Origin of the sequence: Hymenobacter sp., from assembly GCF_036387835.1 — a bacterium.
Taxonomy (GTDB): Bacteria; Bacteroidota; Bacteroidia; order Cytophagales; family Hymenobacteraceae; genus Hymenobacter.
The window spans coordinates 1-20,038 of record NZ_DASVSY010000115.1 but is presented as its reverse complement, the minus strand read 5'-3'; the positions used below and the strand labels follow the sequence as shown (position 1 = coordinate 20,038).

General features: G+C 54.5%; 17 protein-coding genes. 3 read left to right on the top strand and 14 right to left on the bottom strand.

Annotation, left to right across the window (positions count from 1 at the left end; genetic code table 11):
* Positions 1 to 79 precede the first annotated feature (79 nt).
* On the bottom strand, positions 80 to 868 hold the full coding sequence (locus VF639_RS22490; protein WP_331148200.1) for a ZIP family metal transporter: 789 nt from the start codon (positions 866 to 868) through the stop codon (positions 80 to 82).
* 316 nt (positions 869 to 1,184) lie between these two features.
* On the opposite strand from VF639_RS22490, the gene VF639_RS22485 reads away from it, so the two are divergent.
* Positions 1,185 to 1,781, top strand: a complete 597-nt coding sequence (locus tag VF639_RS22485; RefSeq protein ID WP_331148199.1) for a hypothetical protein — start codon at positions 1,185 to 1,187, stop codon at positions 1,779 to 1,781.
* A 9-nt stretch (positions 1,782 to 1,790) separates the two neighbouring features.
* Here VF639_RS22485 and VF639_RS22480 read toward each other — a convergent pair whose 3' ends face one another.
* A complete protein-coding gene (locus VF639_RS22480; RefSeq protein ID WP_331148198.1) occupies positions 1,791 to 2,066 on the bottom strand; it encodes a DUF167 domain-containing protein in 276 nt (91 codons plus the stop codon).
* Between the two features lie 75 nt (positions 2,067 to 2,141).
* Here VF639_RS22480 and VF639_RS22475 point away from each other — a divergent pair, with 75 nt between their 5' ends.
* Positions 2,142 to 3,728: an esterase/lipase family protein gene (locus tag VF639_RS22475; RefSeq protein ID WP_331148197.1), complete on the top strand. Its 1,587-nt coding sequence runs from the start codon at positions 2,142 to 2,144 to the stop codon at positions 3,726 to 3,728.
* A gap of 215 nt (positions 3,729 to 3,943) precedes the next feature.
* Here the strand turns inward: VF639_RS22475 and VF639_RS22470 are convergent, their stop codons facing one another.
* The 4 genes from VF639_RS22470 to VF639_RS22455 all read right to left on the bottom strand — a co-directional run bounded on the left by VF639_RS22470 (position 3,944) and on the right by VF639_RS22455 (position 7,730).
* Positions 3,944 to 4,684, bottom strand: coding sequence for an endonuclease III domain-containing protein (locus tag VF639_RS22470; protein WP_331148196.1), 741 nt, complete (start codon positions 4,682 to 4,684; stop codon positions 3,944 to 3,946).
* Positions 4,685 to 4,821: 137 nt separating this feature from the next.
* The gene (locus VF639_RS22465) at positions 4,822 to 5,736 is read right to left on the bottom strand and encodes an isoaspartyl peptidase/L-asparaginase family protein (protein WP_331148195.1); all 915 of its coding nucleotides are present in this window, start codon (positions 5,734 to 5,736) and stop codon (positions 4,822 to 4,824) included.
* Between the two features lie 204 nt (positions 5,737 to 5,940).
* The gene (locus VF639_RS22460) at positions 5,941 to 6,942 is read right to left on the bottom strand and encodes a ferritin-like domain-containing protein (protein ID WP_331148194.1); all 1,002 of its coding nucleotides are present in this window, start codon (positions 6,940 to 6,942) and stop codon (positions 5,941 to 5,943) included.
* Between the two features lie 44 nt (positions 6,943 to 6,986).
* Positions 6,987 to 7,730: a ferritin-like domain-containing protein gene (locus VF639_RS22455; RefSeq protein WP_331148193.1), complete on the bottom strand. Its 744-nt coding sequence runs from the start codon at positions 7,728 to 7,730 to the stop codon at positions 6,987 to 6,989.
* A gap of 615 nt (positions 7,731 to 8,345) precedes the next feature.
* On the opposite strand from VF639_RS22455, the gene VF639_RS22450 reads away from it, so the two are divergent.
* Positions 8,346 to 9,932, top strand: a complete 1,587-nt coding sequence (locus tag VF639_RS22450; RefSeq protein WP_331148192.1) for a hypothetical protein — start codon at positions 8,346 to 8,348, stop codon at positions 9,930 to 9,932.
* 275 nt (positions 9,933 to 10,207) lie between these two features.
* On the opposite strand, the gene VF639_RS22445 is transcribed toward VF639_RS22450, so the two are convergent.
* The 8 genes from VF639_RS22445 to VF639_RS22410 form a co-directional block, all read right to left on the bottom strand.
* A complete protein-coding gene (locus VF639_RS22445) occupies positions 10,208 to 12,766 on the bottom strand; it encodes an FdhF/YdeP family oxidoreductase (protein WP_331148191.1) in 2,559 nt (852 codons plus the stop codon).
* 277 nt (positions 12,767 to 13,043) lie between these two features.
* A complete protein-coding gene (locus VF639_RS22440; protein ID WP_331148190.1) occupies positions 13,044 to 13,916 on the bottom strand; it encodes a manganese catalase family protein in 873 nt (290 codons plus the stop codon).
* A 183-nt stretch (positions 13,917 to 14,099) separates the two neighbouring features.
* On the bottom strand, positions 14,100 to 14,963 hold the full coding sequence (locus VF639_RS22435) for an RES domain-containing protein (RefSeq protein WP_331148189.1): 864 nt from the start codon (positions 14,961 to 14,963) through the stop codon (positions 14,100 to 14,102).
* Positions 14,960 to 15,361: an STAS domain-containing protein gene (locus VF639_RS22430; RefSeq protein ID WP_331148188.1), complete on the bottom strand. Its 402-nt coding sequence runs from the start codon at positions 15,359 to 15,361 to the stop codon at positions 14,960 to 14,962. The genes VF639_RS22435 and VF639_RS22430 overlap by 4 nt, the downstream gene beginning before the upstream one ends.
* A 419-nt stretch (positions 15,362 to 15,780) precedes the next feature.
* Positions 15,781 to 16,275 (bottom strand): YciE/YciF ferroxidase family protein, encoded by a 495-nt coding sequence (locus VF639_RS22425; RefSeq protein ID WP_331148187.1) that lies wholly within the window; start codon positions 16,273 to 16,275, stop codon positions 15,781 to 15,783.
* Between the two features lie 281 nt (positions 16,276 to 16,556).
* Positions 16,557 to 17,492: a hypothetical protein gene (locus VF639_RS22420; RefSeq protein WP_331148186.1), complete on the bottom strand. Its 936-nt coding sequence runs from the start codon at positions 17,490 to 17,492 to the stop codon at positions 16,557 to 16,559.
* Between the two features lie 91 nt (positions 17,493 to 17,583).
* A complete protein-coding gene (locus VF639_RS22415; protein WP_331148185.1) occupies positions 17,584 to 17,994 on the bottom strand; it encodes a response regulator in 411 nt (136 codons plus the stop codon).
* A 128-nt stretch (positions 17,995 to 18,122) separates the two neighbouring features.
* Positions 18,123 to 19,610 carry a sensor histidine kinase gene (locus VF639_RS22410; protein WP_331148184.1) on the bottom strand — a complete coding sequence of 496 codons (1,488 nt, stop codon included), beginning with the start codon at positions 19,608 to 19,610 and terminating at the stop codon, positions 18,123 to 18,125.
* Between the last annotated feature and the right edge of the window lie 428 nt (positions 19,611 to 20,038).

The following is a 20,038-nucleotide window of genomic DNA, read 5'->3' as shown; positions in this document are numbered from 1 at the left end:
GAGGATTTCAGGGCGAACGTACGATAGCCGGGACGCACTATTTTGCGTTGTACAAACGGATTGCCACTTGGCAAGCAGCTTAATCCATCTTACTCAGGAAGAAGGAAACCAGGAACCCTAATACGGTAATCAGGCCCGTGAAATTGTGGGCTTCTGCGAAAGCTTCCGGAATCATGGTGTCGGCAATCATGGCCAGCACGGCGCCGGCCGACACGGCCATGGTGCCAGCTACCACTTCATCGGAAAACCCACTGAACAGCGTGTAGCCCAGCAACGACGATACGCCCGATATAACGGCAATGCCGGCCCACAGCAGCAGCACGTAGCTCGACGACCGGCCGGCTTTTTTCATGCCCGCCGCACTCGACAGGCCTTCGGGCAGGTTGGAGAGGAAAATGGCCACCACGGCCACCATGCTCACGGCGCCGCCCGCCAGCATACTCAGCCCAATCACAATGCTTTCGGGAATGCCGTCGAGCAGCGCCCCAATAGCCAGGGCCATGCCGTTGTCGGCTTCGGCGTTGTCGCCTTTGGGTTGCTTTACGGATGAGCGTTCCTGCTTTTGTTGGTCGCCGGAGCGTTTGCGGTGCTTGGCGCCGTGGTGGGCCAGCAGCCAGTTGGCCAACGTGTACACGGCCGCGCCGCCCACAAAACCAAGGGCCGTGGCATTGAAGCCGCCTTTCTTGTAGGCTTCTTCCATCAGCTCCAGCGAAAGAGTGGAAATCAGCACGCCGCTACCAAAGGCCATAATGGCGGCAATCAGCCGCTGCGGCACCTTGGTGAAGTAGCCAACCGCCGCGCCCAGCAGCAGCGCCGACCCCGATACAAGACCCCAAAAACCAGCCAGTGCCCAGGTAGGAAACGTCATACGCAAGAAAATAAAGCGCCACCCCGGCGTGTCCGCTTATACGCAAAGCTCGCCTATAGTTGTCGAGTAGGGTGATGGATGCCTCCGGACAGGCTGCCTGAAATAATTTCGACAGGGGTGCCGGAGAAATATATTTATGTTTTTATATATTTAAGCGCTTCTTCTGCTCCTTAGCGCCTTCTTTTGGCGCCGTGCCCTTCCACCGTGCTTGCTGTCGATTTTCTGCTTTCCCTGGCAGGCTTGCTGGTGTGTGCGCCAGCGTCCGGCCGGAAAGCCTGTTTTTCACCGCGGCTTAGCCGCCTGTAAGGATTAGGCCATGAAGTTCAGTCACTCCACGCTGTTCGACCTGTACCGCAACGCGGGTCATTTTCGCTTTACGCAGCCACAAGTCGACGGCATCGAGCAGCTGCTGACGTTCGTGGAAGCCGACCCTGGCCTGACCGACGTGCGTTGGGCGGCCTACCTGCTGGCCACCGTGCGCCACGAGTGCGCCGACCGATGGCAGCCCATCGAGGAGTTCGGTAAGCCCGAGTACTTTCAGCGCTACGACCCCGGTACCCGCGTGGGCAAGGTGCTAGGCAACACCAAGCCCGGCGACGGCGCCCGCTACAAGGGCCGGGGCTACGTGCAGCTAACCGGCCGCGCCAACTACCGGCAATTCGGTCACCGCCTGAGCCTGGACCTCGAAGAGAACCCGGAGCTGGCCCTGGACCCGGCCGTGAGCTACCGAATTGCCTCGTTGGGAATGCGGCAGGGGTTGTTCACGGGCAAGGCACTGGGGCATTATCTGCACGGCAGCATCACCGACTACCACAACGCCCGCCGCATCATCAACGGCGTAGACCGCGCCGCCGCCATTGCCACCTACGCCGCCAAAATGCAGCAGGGGCTGCAACACGCGCAAACCAGCTAACCAAGCTGATCAGCCCGCCGCTAGCTGCAACACGATTGCCTGCACGGCAACCTCTTCCAAGCCCATTATTTCCACCTTCTTGAACGGCGTTGTGTGGCCACTCACCAGCAGCACCGCCGTTTTGCTTACCCCGAACACTTGCGCCAGATACGCTAGCAGGCAGGCGTTGGCCTTGCCATCCTGAGCCGGCGCTTTCAGCCGCACGGTCAGGGTGCCATCGGGGCCCCGCAGGAGCTGGTTGGCACGGGCGTTAGGCTTGGCTTTGAGATGTAGAAAAACGGGCACGGTAGGGGCGGCTTGGCTTGATGCTACAAAGATTGAAGCTGTTTGAACTAGTTCTCCATTTACCTATTCCTTCCGATGTCTGATTCCAACCTTATCGAATTCGACCCGCGCTATTACCCTATTGTGTACGTGCGGGGGTACGCCATGACGCCCGGCGAGCGGGAGGAAGTATTCAACGACGGGTACTACGGCTTCTCGGCTACTTCAGTGGAGAAGCGCCCGGCGCCGGCCGTGCCCGGCAACCCGTTGCAGGCCGTCGGGGGCAACCGGCAGGTAGCCGACATTTTCGAGGGGCAGCTAATCCGGTTTATGAAGCTGGGCAACTACCGCTACTTCGACTCGGTGAACGAGGGTCTGCGCGAAGCCGACCACCCCGAGCGCAGCATCTGGGTGTCGCGCTTCTACGACGAAGACTATATCAGCGGGCAGGTGCGCTCCATCGAAGACCACGCCCGCGAGCTGGCCGATTTGGTGCTCAACGTAATACCGGCCCGCCTCCGCGCCGCCACCGGCAACCCCCACGACCCCCTGACGGGCTACAAAGTGATTCTGCTGGCTCACTCCATGGGCGGCCTCGTGAGCCGCTGCATGATGCAAAACATCATGCCCCTCGAACACCAGAAGGCCGCTCAGGATGTGGTGCACCGCTTCGTGACCATGGGTACGCCTCACCGGGGTATCGACCTGGGCCGGCTGCCCGATTTTCTGGAGCAGGCCGTTGTGCAAGCCCTTAATCCCTACGATTCCAACATTTTCCAGGAAAAACGGATGCGGGAATACTTGAATCTCAAGCAGAAAAATCAAGACAAAGACTACTTGTATGACGTGCACAGCCTGGGCGCGAGTGATTTCCCCGTGGAAAGGTGCCTCAACCTCATCGGCTCCGACTACAACTCGTACGGGGCCGTGCGCAACGTAACGGGCGCCTATTCCGACGGCCTCGTGCGCCAAGACCGCGCCTACCTGGTGGCCGGTCCGCGCCCCGCCTACGGTGATTACCCGCACGCGCAGCGGGCCTTTGTGGCCAACGTGCACCGCGCCCATTCCGGCCCCCGCGGCATCGTCAATAGCTACGAGAGCTTCGAGAACATTCAGCGCTTTCTGTTCGGCGACGTGAAAGTGGACATTGCCCTCACCGGGCTCGATATAGGCACCCCGGCGCCCGCCGCCAATATGAAAGTGTTTTATCATTTCGAATTCAAGCTCTCGGTGCGCGGCTCCAATGCCTTTCTGCACCAGCGCAGCCAGATTCCCTGCGAAAACGCCATCCGCCTCGATCGGACAGCCCTTAATCCCGGCACCGAATTGAAGCTGCATACTGCCTTTCTGAATTCCGCGCTGGCCCGCCCCAACGACAAGGCCCTGCATTTTCTGCTGGCCTTCCGGGTGGTGGAGTTCCGGGTGAAAGACGGCTTTTTGTTTGACACCAGCTACCCCGAGCGCACTATTTACAGCGAGTCGTTGGAGATGCGCGTGACGGGCGCCAACCAGCCGAGCGTGCCCACGCTGGTCGCTTACCATTGGCTGTCGGATGCCGACGACGAGTGGGTGAACGTGGCCAACAGCGGTTCCGGCAACGACACCGGCGCCATCTATGAGTTTGGCCTGCGCGCCTCTGGCTCTTTGGCCGGCAACGTGCAGCTGCGCGCCGCCACCTGGTAGGGCCGCGTAACCCCCTCTTCCGTGGAGAGGAGGAACTAGCTCTAATAAAAGTCTACCTCCAAAAATATAGAATCTAGTTCCCCCTCTCCACGGGAGAGGGGGCTAGGGGGTGAGGCCCCGTCAGAACGACCCGACTGCGTAAGGTCAGTTATCAATGAAGAATGAGGAATTGGCCGTTCAACGTCCTCGTCCAAAGCCGTTGAACGGCCAATTCCTCATTCTTCATTCTTCATTGATAATTTCACCCGTTCCTGCCCGAAGGGACATTGGTCGAGTACCACGCACCGGCCGCAGGCGGGCGTGTGGAAGTAACAGCACTTTTGGCCGTGGTACATATAGGCCTCGTGGTGGTCGTAGACCTGTTGCGCGTCCCAACCGGGTGGGAGTAGGGCAGCCAGCAGCGCGTGGGCGGCTCCTTCTCCTACTTTCGGGCCGATAAGCCCGAGACGTTGGGCTACGCGGTGGTGGTGACTGTCGACGGGCATGGCCGGGATGTGCAGCTTGCTGAAGAGCAGCACCGCCGCGCTGGTTTTGGGGCCAACCCCAGAAATAGATTCCAGCCACGCCCGCGCCTCCGCTACTGGCTTGTCGGCCAGAAATGCTAGGTCGCAGGGTCCGCCGCACCGCGCACTAATTTCGCGTAGCACCGCCTGAATGCGTGGCGCCTTCTGCTCGGGCCAAGTGCACGAACTAATAGCCTCTTGCACTTCCTCAGTAGGGGCGTCGCGCACCAGTTCCCAGGTCGGGAAGCGGGCTACTAGCTGCTGGTAGGCTCGGTGCGAGTCCTGGTTGCGAGTGCGATGCGAAAGCAAAGCACTAACCAACTCACTCAACGGATCTTTGGTGCTGAAAAACGGAAACGGCGCCCCATACTCTGCGCACAACCGCTCATGCACCAGCAAAGCTTTCTGCTGACGGCTATCAAAGGTGGTATCGGGCGTTTTAAGGGAAGGCACAACCGTAGCCTACGAAAATATGAGTTACCAGTTGCCAGTTCAGTTGCGAGTTGTCAGTTGCCAGCTCAGTTGCGAGTTGCCAGTTGCTGGCTTCAACGACCTGGCAACTGGCAACTCATAACTCGCAACTCATCACCCTACTCGTCGCGCCAGATGGCTACGACGGGTTCTTCTTCCCCAATCCGATAGGCGCGGCGCATCACGTTGCTGTTAAATTCGAGCGCCACATTACCTTCCTTATCAATACCAATGATGCCTTTATCACCTTGCAGGTCTTCGTCGTGCAGGCTGATGGCTGCGCGGCAAGCCTCCACGATGGGTAAGCCCTTGTATTTCACTAGCGCATACACCTCGTGTGCTAGCGCCCCGCGCAAAATCACCTCCCCGTCGCCGGTGCAGGAGGCGGCGCAGGCGTCGTTGCTGGCGTAGCTGCCGCAGCCCAAGGCCGGACTGTCGCCGACGCGGCCTTTCACCTGACCCTCAATTCCGCCGGTGCTGGTAGCTACGGCTAGGTTGCCGTGCTGGTCGAGAGCTACTGCGCCTACTGTGTCGTGTTGTTGGGGCTCGGCTTGCTCTTGCTGTACCAGTTCCAGCCATTCCTTCCGCGACTTCTCGACTTCAAAGTAATCCGGAGAGGCTAGGTCCAAGCCTTGTCGCAAGGCAAACTCCACAGCTCCTTCGCCCGATAAATACACGTGCTTGCTGTTGTCTAGCACGGCACGCGCTAGTTGAATAGGGTTTTTTACATACGTAACGCTGTTCACGGCTCCGGCTTTCAAGTTGCTGCCGTCCATGATGCTCGCATCCATTTGCACTTCGCCCTGCAGATTCAAGCTGCTGCCGCGTCCGGCATTGAAGTGCTCGTTATCTTCCATGCTGCTGACGGCTGCTTCCACTGCATCCAAAGCTGTTCCGCCTTGGTGCAGAATAGCCCAGCCGGCTTGCATGGCCTGGTGCAGACCTTCGCGCTGGTGTGCTTCTACTTCTGGCGTCAGTTGTCCGGGCTTCATGGTTACGGCACCGCCGTGTATTACAATGGCGTACTTGTTCATGAGGTTGGCTTTTTTGGTGGGAGGGTCAGGTTAGTAGGCGCCGCGTTTTTCGGCTATAAGTGTTGAGGTGGGTAGCCCCCGTATAGAAACAGCCTCAGTTCGAGCAGTACCGGAGTACGCACGAACTGAGGCTGTCCTAATTGGACCAGGTAAACAGTCGTCTGTCTAAACGACTGCTTAGCTTGTTCGGGTCTTTATTTTCGCTTACGTAAACAAAACAGTGCTCTGCGCCACGAAGTTACGGGCAATAGTTTTCACTGTACCTGGATCCAGTGGCTCATCGAAGGCCTCGGAGGCGGCAGCCGGCGTGATGCCGGCCGTGTTCGTAAGAATGTCGACCCCGGCTTGGTTGGTGTTGTTCTCGCCAGGGAAGAAGATGGCCGTAGGAGCGCCCGTAGCCGGGTTGCCGGGTCCGTACACCAAGGCCGTCGAAGGCATAGTGTTTGGCGAAGGACCTCCGTTGTCGGTACCAGAAATCCAGCTTTTGGGCTTCAGGTTCAGGTTACTTAAGTCGCCCGGAACAGTGATGGCGCCTTGGCCACTCTGACCTGAAGCCAGGCCCCGACGTATAGTGCGTACGTGTGAAGAGTGCCGCGCTTCCACCGAGTGAATGTTGAGGGCTGCCTCCAAGATGTCCTTGTTGGTGGCAGTCATTAAAACAGGTGCCCCACCTTTGTAGGCTCGTACCCCTGTATCCACAAATGATTGTGAAACGCCCAGGAACAAGGCGTAATCAGTGAATACATTGCGGAACGGACCAGTGCCTACGCTGGTAGGCAGCGGCACGGGACTTTTGCCGCCGCTGTAGTCGAAGGCGTTACGGGTAGGGTCGGCAATTGGGCTAAAGCCTGGTACCCCACGTAGCACTTTGATGTGACCGGACTCGTCGTTGCGAATAGTAGTGAAGGCGGGAAGATCAGCGGCTGGTATCAGGTTGTTGGCCTTGATAGCAGTATCATAGAAATAGAATTCCAGATACTCCAAACTCAAAGCCAGATTTAGCACGGCTTGAATATCAGCAGAAAGCGTAGTGCCTTGCCCGTAGGCACGCTGGAAAATACCGCTCACCAAGCCTGGCAATACAGCCGCCGTTACAGCTTTACCAGCCAAGCCAAAGTGCTTGAACACGCGCCGACGCGAATCGAGACGATCATAAATCTCAGGATCAACCTGCTCGATTTCGGTAATTAATTTAAATAAATCCATGATTTAAAAAGTCGATTTGAGGTGAGGAAACAGCCGAAGCCAGATTACACAAGGCTGTTAGCGCTGAGCTTAGAGCCTTCTTTCAAGAACTGATTGGCCGTATTCAGCACTTCAGCTGGTCTTTTTGATCTTTCTAAGCCTGTGCCTTCGTTACCCGGCCCTCCTGGCACTGAAGGATCAGTCGGAATGAACAGATTTACCACATCATTATCTACGAACTTGTTATATGATATCAAATCGCGGATAAGAGCGGCGTGACGAGCTTCCACCGACACAATCTTGCCGGCTGCCACCAAGTAAACCGCACTAGTAATGAAGCGTCCGGCTCCATTGTAAGCAGCTACCCCCAGGTCCTCGAAGCTTCGAGCAGCGGTCAGTACACTGGTTTTATCCGCGAAATTAATGGTAGAGAAGTCGGCTTCGAGCTGCTTGATGGCATTGGTGCTAAGTGCAGCCTTCAGGAAATTGGTATGCGCCTGCTCGTGCAGCGATAGATCGTCGAAGATCTGCTTCTCAGCGGCCGATGCGCCTGCGTAGTAAGCACCACCTTTTACGGCGGCATAGAAGGCGGTTTCCAATTGCTCTAAGGCGTAAGCGTAGTTCAGAACGCCATTATCGCCCGAGCCCACATCAATGCGGTTGTCGTTTTCGTTGTCGTCGTCGCAGCCGGCCAGTAAAAGGCCACCAACGGCCATGCTGGCACCGGTGTAGCGCAGAAACGAGCGGCGGGAGGTAGAGTGGGAAGTCGGCTGGGTGGCCGGCTCAGGAGGAGGAAGAAGCTTGCTCATAACGGGTTAGTACATCTAGTGTGAAACATGCAGGGATGTACGTTAGCTAAGGCAATTATTGCTTTGTAATTAGGTGAAAATGAGTATTAGTTGGTATTGTATTAAGTATTTAGCGCATACTGGTGCGCTGCAGTTTGCAAATGAATTATGGTCAAATATTTTGAAATAATCTCTTTTATAAGGCTAATTATTTCAAAATAATAAGCTGGTCTGTAGAAACTATTAGTCACAATAGTCATCGTTTTTGACTTATGCATAGTGTCACAAATGAGAGCTTATAGGTTGATGATTACTTACACATTATAATTATTATACTTGATATATAAAATGTAATTTTTTTAATAGATAAATGTAGTTTATATAACTTATTAGTATTATATTTTTTACTTTTTACAAGAAATTTCTATTAATGAGTATTAAGTTTTTATTATACATCTGCTAGGTTAGTCTGGTTATTAAAACAGCATGATTAGCATTTATAGTTGAAATTATTATATATTATCAAATACTTTATACAGTCACAAAAACCTCTGTATAGTCCTTGATAACATATGGCTGATGTTAGACATTGTCAAAAAAAAATTTGATTAATTCTCAAACATTATAACACTTGCCATGAAAAACAAAAGAATCGTTGGGTTAATGATGAGCTTATCATACCTAACACTGTCCTGCGAGCAGAGGGAGTACATCTCCCCTAGTTCTACAAAAATTGAGATAGAAAATCCCAAAGCTTCATTACAAGCTGCCTTTGCTAAAGCATTAGCAAAGGCAATACAAGAGGATTCAGAATTACGAAGCTTTATTAAAAATAAGGCGACAAAAAAGTTTGACAAAGATTACGATGTTCTTTACCAAATGGTCAAAGATGAGCCAATTCATAATGGCGCTACTTTTCACGAAAGATTAAAAAAGTATATGGATCTTAATTCTCAACTTGAATTGATTGAACAGGAATTGCCTTTATTAACAATTTTTATTCCTACACTTCCTAGTGGTTTTTCTCCAGAATCCTGGCAAGTGGAAACTGAAATTCCTTCTGTTGCAACGTCGATGGATGGTAGCAATGATGTCCCATTCTATGATGCTACCGGAAAAAGGAATGTTATTAAACCCGGTGAAATACCTGGTTTTCCTATTATAGTTATTAAACAAAACGAGCGTGTAGCAGTTGGTGAAATTAATAATGCCTCTAATGAAAGCAGTAACTTACAGTTTTATAATAAAGGCATTTTTACATTTCGGTTTGCTAATAAAGCATACGATGGTATTCATCAAGTAGCAAGTAGAGGCGCATATGATCCCAGAGAATCTTATCCTCCAGGCACAAACGTCCCTATGTTAGATCCAGTTAATGTTGATGCTTGGAGAATATCTAATTCGTCAGGCAATGCAAATAATCCGCCATGGCAGAGAGATTATGTTTACTATGGCATTGAGCCTAGCGTTCCAAATGGAACACTGAGAAGAGTTTTTAGGGAAACTTTACGGTCAATCAAATTCAGTGAAGCAGCATTATATAGAATGGCAGACCAGTCAGGTGCTGGACTAGGTGATCCGACATACAGAGATGGAACTCCCTACTGGACAGAAGGAGAGTTTGAATTTAGAATGACAGTACTATATGGTGCCAAAAATGGTACTGGTGCGGACATACCACGTATTTTCACAGCTAGGCTTGAAGATTTATATGCCATCACATATAGTCGGTACAGAGCTAATAGATTTGACGATTATTACTATTCGATAAATACAGTAACTCCAAAGGAGTTTCATCCAGAAACCGAAATCATTACTTGGGATCTGGAAAATTTCGGTGATACTTGGAGATTTCAGTTTCATGAAGAAGATTCTTCGGTTGAATCAACCGTCACCACTCAAGTGACAAGTACATACTCAGAAAATTTTGAATTTAATGCAATGGCTGGAAATGAAAAATTAAAAATAGGAGCAAAATTTGGCACAAGTAATACCCAGCAATTGACTCAAACGGTATCCTATAAAATTACGCAAGGTTCAGATGATTTAGGCGCATCAACACTTTCTTTTGATCAGCCTGTTATTATTGGTACAGAAATGCAATGGTTTACAGAGCCAGATGGAGGTCAGGTTCTAAGATTTAAGTATTTGACACATGAAATTACGGGAGGGGGAGCAGCAGGATTATACTTTGGCAGTGTAGAGCCAGTTAGATATTTTTAATTATAAACTCTATTGTGTCAAAGTGTCATCTGGGTGTAAGTACTACTAGGTAGTAAGACATGAATATGGATATATGACAGTAGTGCAAAGTGTGGTAGTTGTGCTTTTTCAAAAATAAGTAAATTTAGCTCAAGTATCTCTTGAATTAACAGTTTGAGTAAAGCGAATAATGAGCTTATTACTACACCTTACACTACTGTCATGTATTCAATACTTTTGTTATACACGTTCTTGCATAATTTTAATGTAGTTAGTAAGATTATTAAGTGTGCCCTTCACGCTGGCACGGCCACTCGGTCGGGGGTGGCAGTTGAGCGGCCGATAGGCACTTCTACCCGCTCCACGGTCACAATCACAAACTTGGAAGTCGGCGTGTTGCTCTTGTAAGCCACGCTGCCGATAGGTACTAGCACGTTGCCTTCGGGGAAGTACATGGCGCAGTTGCCCTTCGGAATGTCGTAGGGAATGGCAATGAATTTCTCGGCGTGGCGCTGCTGTCCCTCGAAGTGGCTGGTGATGTTCACCAGGTCTTTCTCCTTGATGCTCCGGTCAGCCATGTCCTCGGGGTTAAGGAAAATAACGCGCCGCTCGTTGTACACGCCGCGGTACCGGTCATTGTAGTCGTAGATGGTGGTGTTGAACTGGTCGTGGCTGCGCATGGTCATCATGACCAGCTGGCCGGATTCGAGCACGTGCTTTTCGCAGGGCGTGGCGCTGAAGTTGGCTTTGCCGTTCGAGGTTGTAAACACCCGCTCGCGCGGGCCATTGGGAAGGTAGAAGCCGCCGGGGTGGCGCAGTTTCTCGTTGAATTTCTCGAAGCCGGGAATGGTCCTTTCCACATAGTCCCGGATCAGGTCGTAGTTCTCGGTGCAGCCCACCCAATCCACGGTGCTGCGGCCGTCGAGGGTGGCAATGGCTATGCCGCACACAATAGCTACTTCGCTCAGCATCTGGCCGCCGGGCAGAGGTTCCAGCACGCCTTTGCTCATGCTCACCACGCCCATGGTGTTCTCGCAGCTCATAATCTGCTGCCCCGATTTCTGCCGGTCGATATCAATGCGCGTGTAGCAAGGCAGCAGCAAGGCCATTTCACCGTTGACGAGGTGGCTGCGGTTGAGCTTGGGCGTGATGTGCACCGAGAGGCGCAACTTGCGCATGCCTTCGGCCACAAACTCGGTGTCGGAACAGGCCGAAAGCATATTGCCGCCGAGCGCCACAAACGCTTTGATTTTGCCGTCGTACAGTGCCTTCACGGCTTCCACGGTATCGTAGCCGAACTCGCGCGGAGCCTTGAAATTGAACTCCTTTTCCAGGGCGTCGAGAAACTCCGGGCTCGGCCGCTCCCAAATACCCATCGTCCGGTCGCCTTGCACGTTGGAGTGGCCGCGCACCGGACACAAGCCCGCCCCTGGAATACCCACCGCCCCCTTCAAGAAGTGCATGTTGGTGATTTCCTCGATGGTGTACACGCCGTTTTTCTGCTGCGTAAGGCCCATGGCCCAGCAGGTGATGATTTTCTTGTGGCGAGCAATCAGGTTGGCAGCTTCCTGAATCTGCGCCTTCGTGACGCCGCTGGTTTCCTCGATGTCGGTCCAGCTGGTGTTGTTCAGGTTTTCCAGCAGCTCGGTGTAGCCCGTCGTGTACTCCCGAATAAACTCGTGGTCGATAACCATATTCGGGTTTAGCGCCTCGGCTTCCAGCAAACACTTCATCAGCCCGCGCAGCACCAACTGGTCGCTGTTGATGCGCACTTGCAGAAACACGTCGGTGATGGGTGTGCCGGTGCCGAGCAGGGTGCCCACTGCCTTCAGCGGGTTCATGAAGTCCTGCGGGTTTTTGAAGTGCTGCAAACCGGCCTCGTGCAGCGGATTAATGCTGATGATCTTGGCGCCGTTCTGCTTGGCTTTCTGCAAGGCCGTGAGCATGCGCGGGTGGTTGGTACCCGGATTCTGCCCAATGATGAGAATGACCTCGGCCTCGTAAAAATCGTTGAGCGTTACCGAAGCCTTACCCAGCCCGATGGTATTGGTAAGGGCCGCCCCGCTGCTCTCGTGGCACATATTCGAGCAGTCAGGCATGTTGTTAGTGCCAAACTGCCGCACAAACAGCTGGTACAAATACGCCGGCTCGTTGGGCACCTTACCCGAAGTATAGAAAATAGCTTCGTCCGGCGACTTCAGCGCATTCAACTCGTCTCCAACCAATTGAAACGCTTCGGGCCAGGAAATAGGCGTGTAGTGGGTAGCACCCGGCCGGAGCACCATGGGGTGCGTGAGGCGGCCGGCGTTGTTTAGGTCGCGGTCCGTCATGTGCGAGAGGTCTACGAGGCTGTGCTGGGCGAAGAACTCGGGGCCTACCGGGTCGGATTGAGAATCGGAGGCGGTGGCTTTGGCGCCATTCTCGCAAAACTCGGCTACCGAGCGGTGGTCGTCGGGGTCGGGCCAGGCGCAGCTTGAGCAGTCGAAACCGTCTTTCTGATTGAGCTTGAGCAGCGCGTGGGTGCCGCGCACCGGACCATCATAGCTGAAGGCAAACGCCCCCGACTTCAGCACCGCCGTCAGGCCAGCCGCTACGGTAGCAGGCTTGCCCAGCTTAAGGCCCGTAAACTCTTCGGGAGGCTGCGCCAGAATGGGGTGCTTGTATTTGGCCCCGAGCGTGTCGGGCGCTTCCATAATGCGCTTGTCGGCATCAGGCTTATCGGAAGTGGCCCAATGGTCGCTAGTAGGCGCTACACCCTGGTCGGGCCGCTCACCGCTTTTGGGTACGTTGTTGCTGGCCGTCTGCTGATCGACTTTGCCAGCTTTGCTAGGATCTTCGGCCGGAGATTTTTCCATGATGCAAGCGTCGGGAGGTAGGGGAGTGGTAAGGCAGAAAACCAACCCGTCAGGCCGTCAGGCCAAGCTAGTAGAACGTCACGCTGATTCGGCGTCGGCGAAGGCGGAGCTGTAGTCGAAGCATCTCGCGCGCTAAGGGTGTAGTAGCAAATAAAATTTACCATACTAGCGAGATGCTTCGACTACGGCTACGCCTCTGCTCGGCATGACGTTCTACTGGCTTGGCCTGACGGCCTGACGGGCTGCTGGTGCCAACGGACCATTTGGTTAGTCGCGGCTACAGGCCCATGGTATCTTTGATGTTGCCCATGATGGTGTCCGTCAACGTCATTTGCTCGGTCTGGGCGTGGCCTTCGGGCACGGGGGGGGCCAACTTGGGCTTCCCACCCATTGGTTCGGCTTTTATCACATGGAATTCGCCTTTGCCATCAATGGATGGACCCTGCGTCCAGCGGCCATTCGGCGTACCAATGTCGTTGACGCTGGTGCTCACAAAAGCGTAGTTGAACTGCTGTACTTCCTGGTTTTGAGGAAAGGAGTTCGGAATAGGATGCACGTTGTGCAAACCGCCGAGTTCTTCGATTACGGCCAGCCACTGGTTCTGGTGCATGGTGTCGCGGGCAATCAGAAAGGAAAGCATGTCCTTCATGCCGGGGTCGTCGGTTACTTCCCACAGGCGCGTGGCCAATACCCGGCCCGTGCTTTCGGCCGCCACGTTGGCATACATATCCGCGGCCGTGTTGCCAGAGCCGACCACCCACGATCCGTTGAAAGGCACTCCGTTGGCGTCGGTAGCCAAGGCCGCCAAGCCCCCCGACAGGAAATGACGGGGGTCCATGCCGCCCATGATGGCGCCCACCATCTTGTCTTTGGCCATTTCGTCTTTCAGGCTGGTTGGTGCGCCTTCCAGGTTGAGGGCCACGGCGGTAGCCAGCATTTCGATGTGCGCTATTTCTTCGGTGCCGGTTTCAAGCAGCATGTCGCGGTACTTCTCGGGGCCGCGGTTGCCCCAGGCCTGAAACAGGTATTGCAGACACACGCGAATCTCGCCTTCGATACCCCCAATGGCTTGCTGAAGCATGCGTGCAAACACTGGGCTAGGCCGGTCGACCCGAACTTTGTACTGCAACTCTTTATCGTGATAAAACATGGGCTGAAAATGGTTGGTGAGAAGGGTTCCGACATTCGCCGGGTTCCCTGCTATACGTCCCATTTTGACCCAATAGCCGCTGAAAAAACACGTAATTTCAACGTATAAACCCGCAAAAGAACTGTGAGCTTCAAGCAATAAGCGGTAAGCTCCTTCACTGAACATCAGCTTGCGGCTTGCAGCTTAGAACTTGCAGCTCATAACGGTGCCACCTTCACGAAGCACCCAATTGCCGGGCTGCCCCAGCCATTGTAAACGGCCGTTGGCGTCATAGCTGTTTGCAAAGTCCAAGGAGCGTACATCCAGGCTTTCGGTGCCCACATGGTTGACGCGCAGGTGCTCTACGTATTGCAGTTCCAGCTTACCGGTATCGAGGCAGCTAGGATGCAGGGCCAGGTTGTGTGCCAGGGAGGGCATGGCGGCCGATGGATACAGCAGACCGTCGTAGGCGTGGCCCAACTCGCAAGCTTCGGCTACCGCAATAGAAAGGCGGTAGTGGTGGTGCTTGTCTTCGGCTACCGGCCGGGTAAAGGCTTTGGTTAGAAAGGCGGCCGTAGGGCGCACCGGGGAAGGAAGCAAATCTAGTACGTGGCGCAGGGCTTCGTCCCGGTTGGAGTGCGGGTCGTCGGTGCATTGGTCGGCGGCGTGGAAGCTCACGAGCCGCAAGGGCTGCCGGCTGATCCAGCGGGTAATCAGAATCTCGTCGTTGGGCTGCACGCCGGCCTCGAAGAAAGGCGGGTGCCAGGTGGCACTGGCGTAAAACATGGGCACCCCGGCCCGGTTGGCCCGCTGGTCGTGCGATACCCGCTCGGGTGGCGGATACGAAACGTCTTTCACTTGCTGGGGCGGTTCCTGGCAGGTCACGCCGCGGTATACGAGCGTACCAGCGGGCAGCTCCAGACAGCGCACGGCGGAGCTAGCCAGCAGTCGGCGCACCCGTCCCAACAATAGGTCGATAGAATAGCGGCGGTAGTTGAGGTGACGGAGGCGTCGGAGCTGGCGGTGAATATAAACTTCGCTGGCCGGAGTTGGCGGCTGCACACTCATGCTTTCGGCAATTTCGATTGGATGGAAGTAGGCAGAGTGTCTTGCAGCAATTCGCGGGGCCCCTGGTAGCTGCCAGCGGGCTGCAGGTGGAGCAGCAAGCTGAGGCCACTAGCGACAAGCTGCTCTATCACAGCGCCCGGCATGCCGCACCATTGCAGGGCCACCCCCGTTGTGCGGGCGCGGCGGTCGGCGTTGAGGATGGCCCGCTGGCCTTGCCACGTCATGGGCTCCAGGCGTTGGCAGTCAATCCAGACGACGGCTAGCCCGTTGGCAATGGCTTCTTCAATAGCGGTTTCCAGCTGCTGGGCCGAACCGGTATCGGTGCATTTGCCGCGCAAGCTCACTCCCATTCGGCCCTGGGCCCGTTTGATGTAAGCAGTGAAGTGTGCCATCATCATGCCTCTCCTTTTGCAACGACACGTGCCGAAGACTTCGAAACAAAGCTATTGGCCCCGCAGGAAATAGTAGTCGGGGGAAATGCTGATTTCGCTTTGCGGCTAACGCTGATTTCCGGCTCCGTACGGCTGCTGGAGGCAGGCCTTGCCAGCGAGGGGTGAACGTGACTTGCCAGGAGTGGCCCCTGCCAGCTGCTGAAAGAGCTGAAAGAAAAAGAGCCACAAACGCCCGTGCATATCCGGCGTCTGTGGCCTCTTCCTCTGGGTGGCTCATGCCGCGGAGCAGTCGGCAGCTTTCCCGCACAGCACCTCGCAACAAGTAACAAGCGGCGAAATTAGGTAGGTAGTGCTGCTTTAGGTTGCCAACAACTGGGTGCTTGGGCTTTGCCTGACTACTTTACCTTTAAATGGTACCTGAAAGGCTATTCGGCCTTTTGGTTGATGTAGTTCTTGGCCAAGTCATTGAGCTTGGTGTCGGTGAGCTGCTCTTCCTCCAGACTCTGGCGCAACAGCCCAGCGGCATCAGCATAGCCCAAACGGTCGGCAAAGTGGGCGGCAGTGCCATATCCCGAAATTTCGTAATGCTCGATGCGCTGCGAAGCCGCAATCAGGGCGGCATCCATTACTTCTTCGGTGGCATTCTCCGACATCGTTTCCTGTCCTTCGGCAATGAGGCCTTCCATGGCCTTGCAGGTGTGTCCGCTCAGGTCCAGTTCTAGGTCTTTGGCAATTTTGTCGAGGCGGGTTACTTGGGCTTCGGTTTCGCGCAGGTGCCGCTCAAAGCCTCGGCGCAAACGACCGTCTTTCGAAGCTTCAGCCATCAGAGGCAGCGCTTTTACTAACTGGTTTTCGGCGCTATACAGGTCTTTCAGTTGCATCTCGAACAAGTCGTCGAGGGTTTCCAATTTGTCAAACATAACCAAGAGAAGTAAGGTGAAGGAATAGCCAGCTGCCACTCGCTGGCAGCTGGCTATTCCTTACGCCCTGCCTATGCTGGCGTTCCTGTTCAGCTTCCTTTTTAAGAGTTGCCTCGTCCGTCAATAAATACGGATGAACCTTATATAAAATATTGTAAATGAAGATCTTGCGCTTGTGCGCCAAGGTGTCTCGACCCGCACTTCCTACGGAAAATACGGAGGCAAAATTACGTGCTTTCCACAGGCACCTTCGAGTAAATGCATGGTTGTGCTACTGGTTGCTACAGCCCCCGGTTGTAGATGCTGATGGCCTGGCGCATGTTGTTCTGACTTTTGCCGCCCAGCACCAGGGGCACGATGAGGAAGGGCAAGCTGCCGTACACCAAAGGCGAAATGGAAGCGCCGTTGCCATCGTTGGAATTCAGAGTTGAAACGAGGCCGGCCACCAGCAAACTACCAGCCGCCACGTAGCTCAGAGTGGTGTACGTTTGGTACTGGCGGGCCTGCAACAGCAGGTTGGTCGAAGTTTGATTGTCGGCGGTAGCCAGCAGCAGGTTGCGCAGGCTCAGGTCTTCGATGGGCCCATTGTCTTTGCTGAAATATTCGGTTTTGGTGGTGCGGTACATGGGTCCCCCGTAACCGTAAGGGCCGCCAAAACCGCCGTAACGACCATAGCCGCCATACCCAAACGGGCTGCCGTTGCCAGCATACTGCGTACTGGTGATGGAGTACAAGCTAAGCCGGCCCACCCGGTCGCGGCGAAGGGTGGTTTCGCGGGACGAGCGGCCGGGTAGCGTGGTGCGCACATAAAAGCCGGTTTCGTCTTCGTAATAGCGCACCTGGTCTAGTTCGAAGCGCTGCTGCCCATCGAGCAGCAAGAAAGAACGACCAAGCAGCGGCTGCTTGATAATAACGTCGTAGGCTTTGTATACCTGCCCGCTTTTCAGGCCCACCGAGTAGCGCGTGGTGTTACCGGGCGGCAGTACTGCCCGCTGTTGCTGCTGTTGCTGCCGCACCGAATCGGGCATGACGGGCGGCGAAGCCAGTTGGCGGGGAGCGGCGGGCGAAGTTGCGCGGCGGGTGGTGTCGGCAGGAGCCCGTGGGGCAGTGGGGGCGGGCAGCGTGTTCAGCTGGCGCGGACTTTCCTGCGCCCGCGCCGCAACTGGCTGCAAAAGGAAGAAGCTGCCCAGCAAAACCAAAACCGAACGGTGCATCATGACAAGAAAAGCGAGGTGAGAGATAACGGGATGAAAGTAACGCTTGACCTGCAAAAACTTGCATGCAGTAAACCATTCGCTGCTGGCGGCTCTATTTCAGGAGTTCTTCCAGTAAGCTTATGCTATCGACCATGTCGGCGGCCGTTTCAAAATCCAAGGGCTTCAAAATGTAGCCACTCACCCCCAGGTTCTGCGCGTTTAGCCGGTCAACATCCAGCACCGAGGTGGTAGTGATGAACACCGGAATGCTTGCCAGCTCGGGGTTCTTGCGAATTTCGGTCAGGAACTCGTGGCCATTCATCTTGGGCATATTCAGGTCCAGCAAAATTACCTCGGGCAGGGGCCGGATGGGCTCCACGCCGTTGGACCCAAGCAGCAAATCCAGCGCTTCCAATCCATTGAAAGCCGTGTAGAGATGATGTTGGATATTAAATTTTTCAAAAGACTTCTTCACAGTCATCGTGTCAAAGAAATCATCCTCAACAAGCAATACAGAACGCATAAGGTGAAGTTGTGAAATTGTGAGGTGGTGGGGTGGTGAAGTGGTGAGGTGGTGAGTTTGATGTTCCAATAGCGCACATGGCGCCAGCCGAACATCAAACTCACCACCTCACCACTTCACAACTTCACCTATTTTGGCCAAGTGAAAACGAACGCAGCGCCCTGCCCAACAGCCGATTCGACGTGGATAGTGCCTTTTTGCTCGTCAATAATCTTTTTTACGATACTTAAGCCAATGCCGGTACTTTCGGCAGTGTGTCGGTCGCGCAGGGTCTGGAAAATCAGAAAGATTTTTTCATGGTACTCCGGCGCTATGCCGGGCCCATCGTCTTGCACCCGGAACTCGTAGTGGCGGCCCACGTCACGGCAGTTGATGGTAATGGTGCCGGATGGCTGATGATGGTATTTGACGGCGTTGCTCATCAGATTGGCGAACACCTGTTGTAAGCCGAGGCGGTCGGTGAGGAAGCTGGGCAGCGGATCGGGCCGCAGCACCCGGAAGTTCTTGGGCACCACCATTTCCGTTACCTCCGTTACCAACTGCTCAACGTTTACTTGCTCCTGGACTTGGCTGTCCCGGCCCGCCCGGGCATACGCCAGTAGCCCATTAATAAGGTCTTCCAGCCGGCTTAGGCGGCCCTTCATCATCGTCAGGTATTGGCGCATTTGCTCGCCTATCTCACTGGCCAGCTCATCTTCTATCCATTTCAGCACCGTCGTAACCCCCCGCAAAGGCGCCTTCAGGTCGTGGGCGGCCACGTAAGCAAACTGATCAAGCTCTTTGTTGCGATTTTCCAGCGTGGTAAAGTTTTCTTCCAGCGTCTGCGTCATTCGGTTGAGCGAGGTAGCCAGGTTGCCGAGGCTGTCTTGCTGTTTTTCGCTGCGGATTTTCACGGTGTAGTCGCCCTGCACCACTCGTTCGGCCAGTTCTTCGATGATGTCGATGCGGCGCGCGGTGTCTTCGTTCACACGGGTTAGCTCGTCCTGTAAACGTTGGTTGGCCTTAAGCTCGCGCGAAATCTTCAGAAACAGCCACAGCACAATCAGCACGGCCAGCACCGATGCTACTACAATCGCCACGGGGGTGGTATTCTGGTAGAAATCCTGATTCCGCATTCGTTCGCGCAACAGCGCTTCCTCAACCGCTCGTAAGCGAATAAGCAGGTCTTTTAGCTGATTGAGGTTGTTTTGGTCGGCTATTACCAGGTCACGGGCAGCAAAGGGTGAGGGCGCTACCCGCGTCCATTGGCGCAGAAACGAATTTTCCTCGCCTACATAGCGCCGAAGCGTGTCCAAACGACTTTGCTGTTCCGGGTTGTCGCGGGTGAGTTCCTGCAATGAGTCCAAGTCCACCCGGGCAGTCTGAAACCCATCGCGAAAAGCTAGAAGATACGCTTGGTCGCCGAGCAGCAAGTAGCCGCGCACCGAAACTTGCGCATCGCGTATGCGCATGCGCAGGTCGGAGGTGTATTGCAGTACTTGGTTGGTGTGCTGCACCTCCTTCGTGTAAAACGATAGTTGCTCGATGCTTTTAAAAGCAACCAAGGAAGTAAGTGACAATACGGAAAGGGCGAGGCTAAAGCCCAGGATAATTTTGGTGTTGAGCTTTAAATGCATCGAATAAAAACCATAAAGCAAAGGTCAGTGCACTTACGAGGCCGCAAGAATAACGGTTGAGCCTGAAAGTTGGTACGCTCCTAAGCCGCTGCCTGGAAGGCTATAAAAAAGCCTGTTTCGCGTCCTACTCACTCGTTCTAAGAAGCTAGAGGTTGTTGCGCAAGCTACTTTCATAGGGTAAAGCTGCTTAGGAAGTTGCCCGACCGGTCTGCTTGATCCGGCTTCAGGATGTGGCGCCCCAAGCCAGGGACCCGAGGGCGTAGTCGAAGCATCTCGCGTGCGGAGGTTGTAGTTTACCCCACGAGTGAGATGCTTCGGCTTCGTTGCACTGCGCTCAGAGGATGGTTGGGCGAGCGGACTTCTTGAACAGCTTCGTTAAGAAGCTGTTTGAGTTAGCCAAAGAGCGATTAGAACGGTGTAGAGACGCC

What these genes read in the sequence shown, in the direction of transcription:
- VF639_RS22415 (WP_331148185.1), bottom strand. Translation starts at nt 17,994, where the DNA reads ATGCGTTCTGTATTGCTTGTTGAGGATGATTTCTTTGACACGATGACT.
- VF639_RS22455 (WP_331148193.1), bottom strand. Translation starts at nt 7,730, where the DNA reads ATGAGCAAGCTTCTTCCTCCTCCTGAGCCGGCCACCCAGCCGACTTCC.
- VF639_RS22430 (WP_331148188.1), bottom strand. Translation starts at nt 15,361, where the DNA reads ATGATGATGGCACACTTCACTGCTTACATCAAACGGGCCCAGGGCCGA.
- VF639_RS22485 (WP_331148199.1), top strand. Translation starts at nt 1,185, where the DNA reads ATGAAGTTCAGTCACTCCACGCTGTTCGACCTGTACCGCAACGCGGGT.
- VF639_RS22490 (WP_331148200.1), bottom strand. Translation starts at nt 868, where the DNA reads ATGACGTTTCCTACCTGGGCACTGGCTGGTTTTTGGGGTCTTGTATCG.
- VF639_RS22475 (WP_331148197.1), top strand. Translation starts at nt 2,142, where the DNA reads ATGTCTGATTCCAACCTTATCGAATTCGACCCGCGCTATTACCCTATT.
- VF639_RS22445 (WP_331148191.1), bottom strand. Translation starts at nt 12,766, where the DNA reads ATGGAAAAATCTCCGGCCGAAGATCCTAGCAAAGCTGGCAAAGTCGAT.
- VF639_RS22440 (WP_331148190.1), bottom strand. Translation starts at nt 13,916, where the DNA reads ATGTTTTATCACGATAAAGAGTTGCAGTACAAAGTTCGGGTCGACCGG.
- VF639_RS22420 (WP_331148186.1), bottom strand. Translation starts at nt 17,492, where the DNA reads ATGATGCACCGTTCGGTTTTGGTTTTGCTGGGCAGCTTCTTCCTTTTG.
- VF639_RS22450 (WP_331148192.1), top strand. Translation starts at nt 8,346, where the DNA reads ATGAAAAACAAAAGAATCGTTGGGTTAATGATGAGCTTATCATACCTA.
- VF639_RS22410 (WP_331148184.1), bottom strand. Translation starts at nt 19,610, where the DNA reads ATGCATTTAAAGCTCAACACCAAAATTATCCTGGGCTTTAGCCTCGCC.
- VF639_RS22465 (WP_331148195.1), bottom strand. Translation starts at nt 5,736, where the DNA reads ATGAACAAGTACGCCATTGTAATACACGGCGGTGCCGTAACCATGAAG.
- VF639_RS22435 (WP_331148189.1), bottom strand. Translation starts at nt 14,963, where the DNA reads ATGAGTGTGCAGCCGCCAACTCCGGCCAGCGAAGTTTATATTCACCGC.
- VF639_RS22425 (WP_331148187.1), bottom strand. Translation starts at nt 16,275, where the DNA reads ATGTTTGACAAATTGGAAACCCTCGACGACTTGTTCGAGATGCAACTG.
- VF639_RS22460 (WP_331148194.1), bottom strand. Translation starts at nt 6,942, where the DNA reads ATGGATTTATTTAAATTAATTACCGAAATCGAGCAGGTTGATCCTGAG.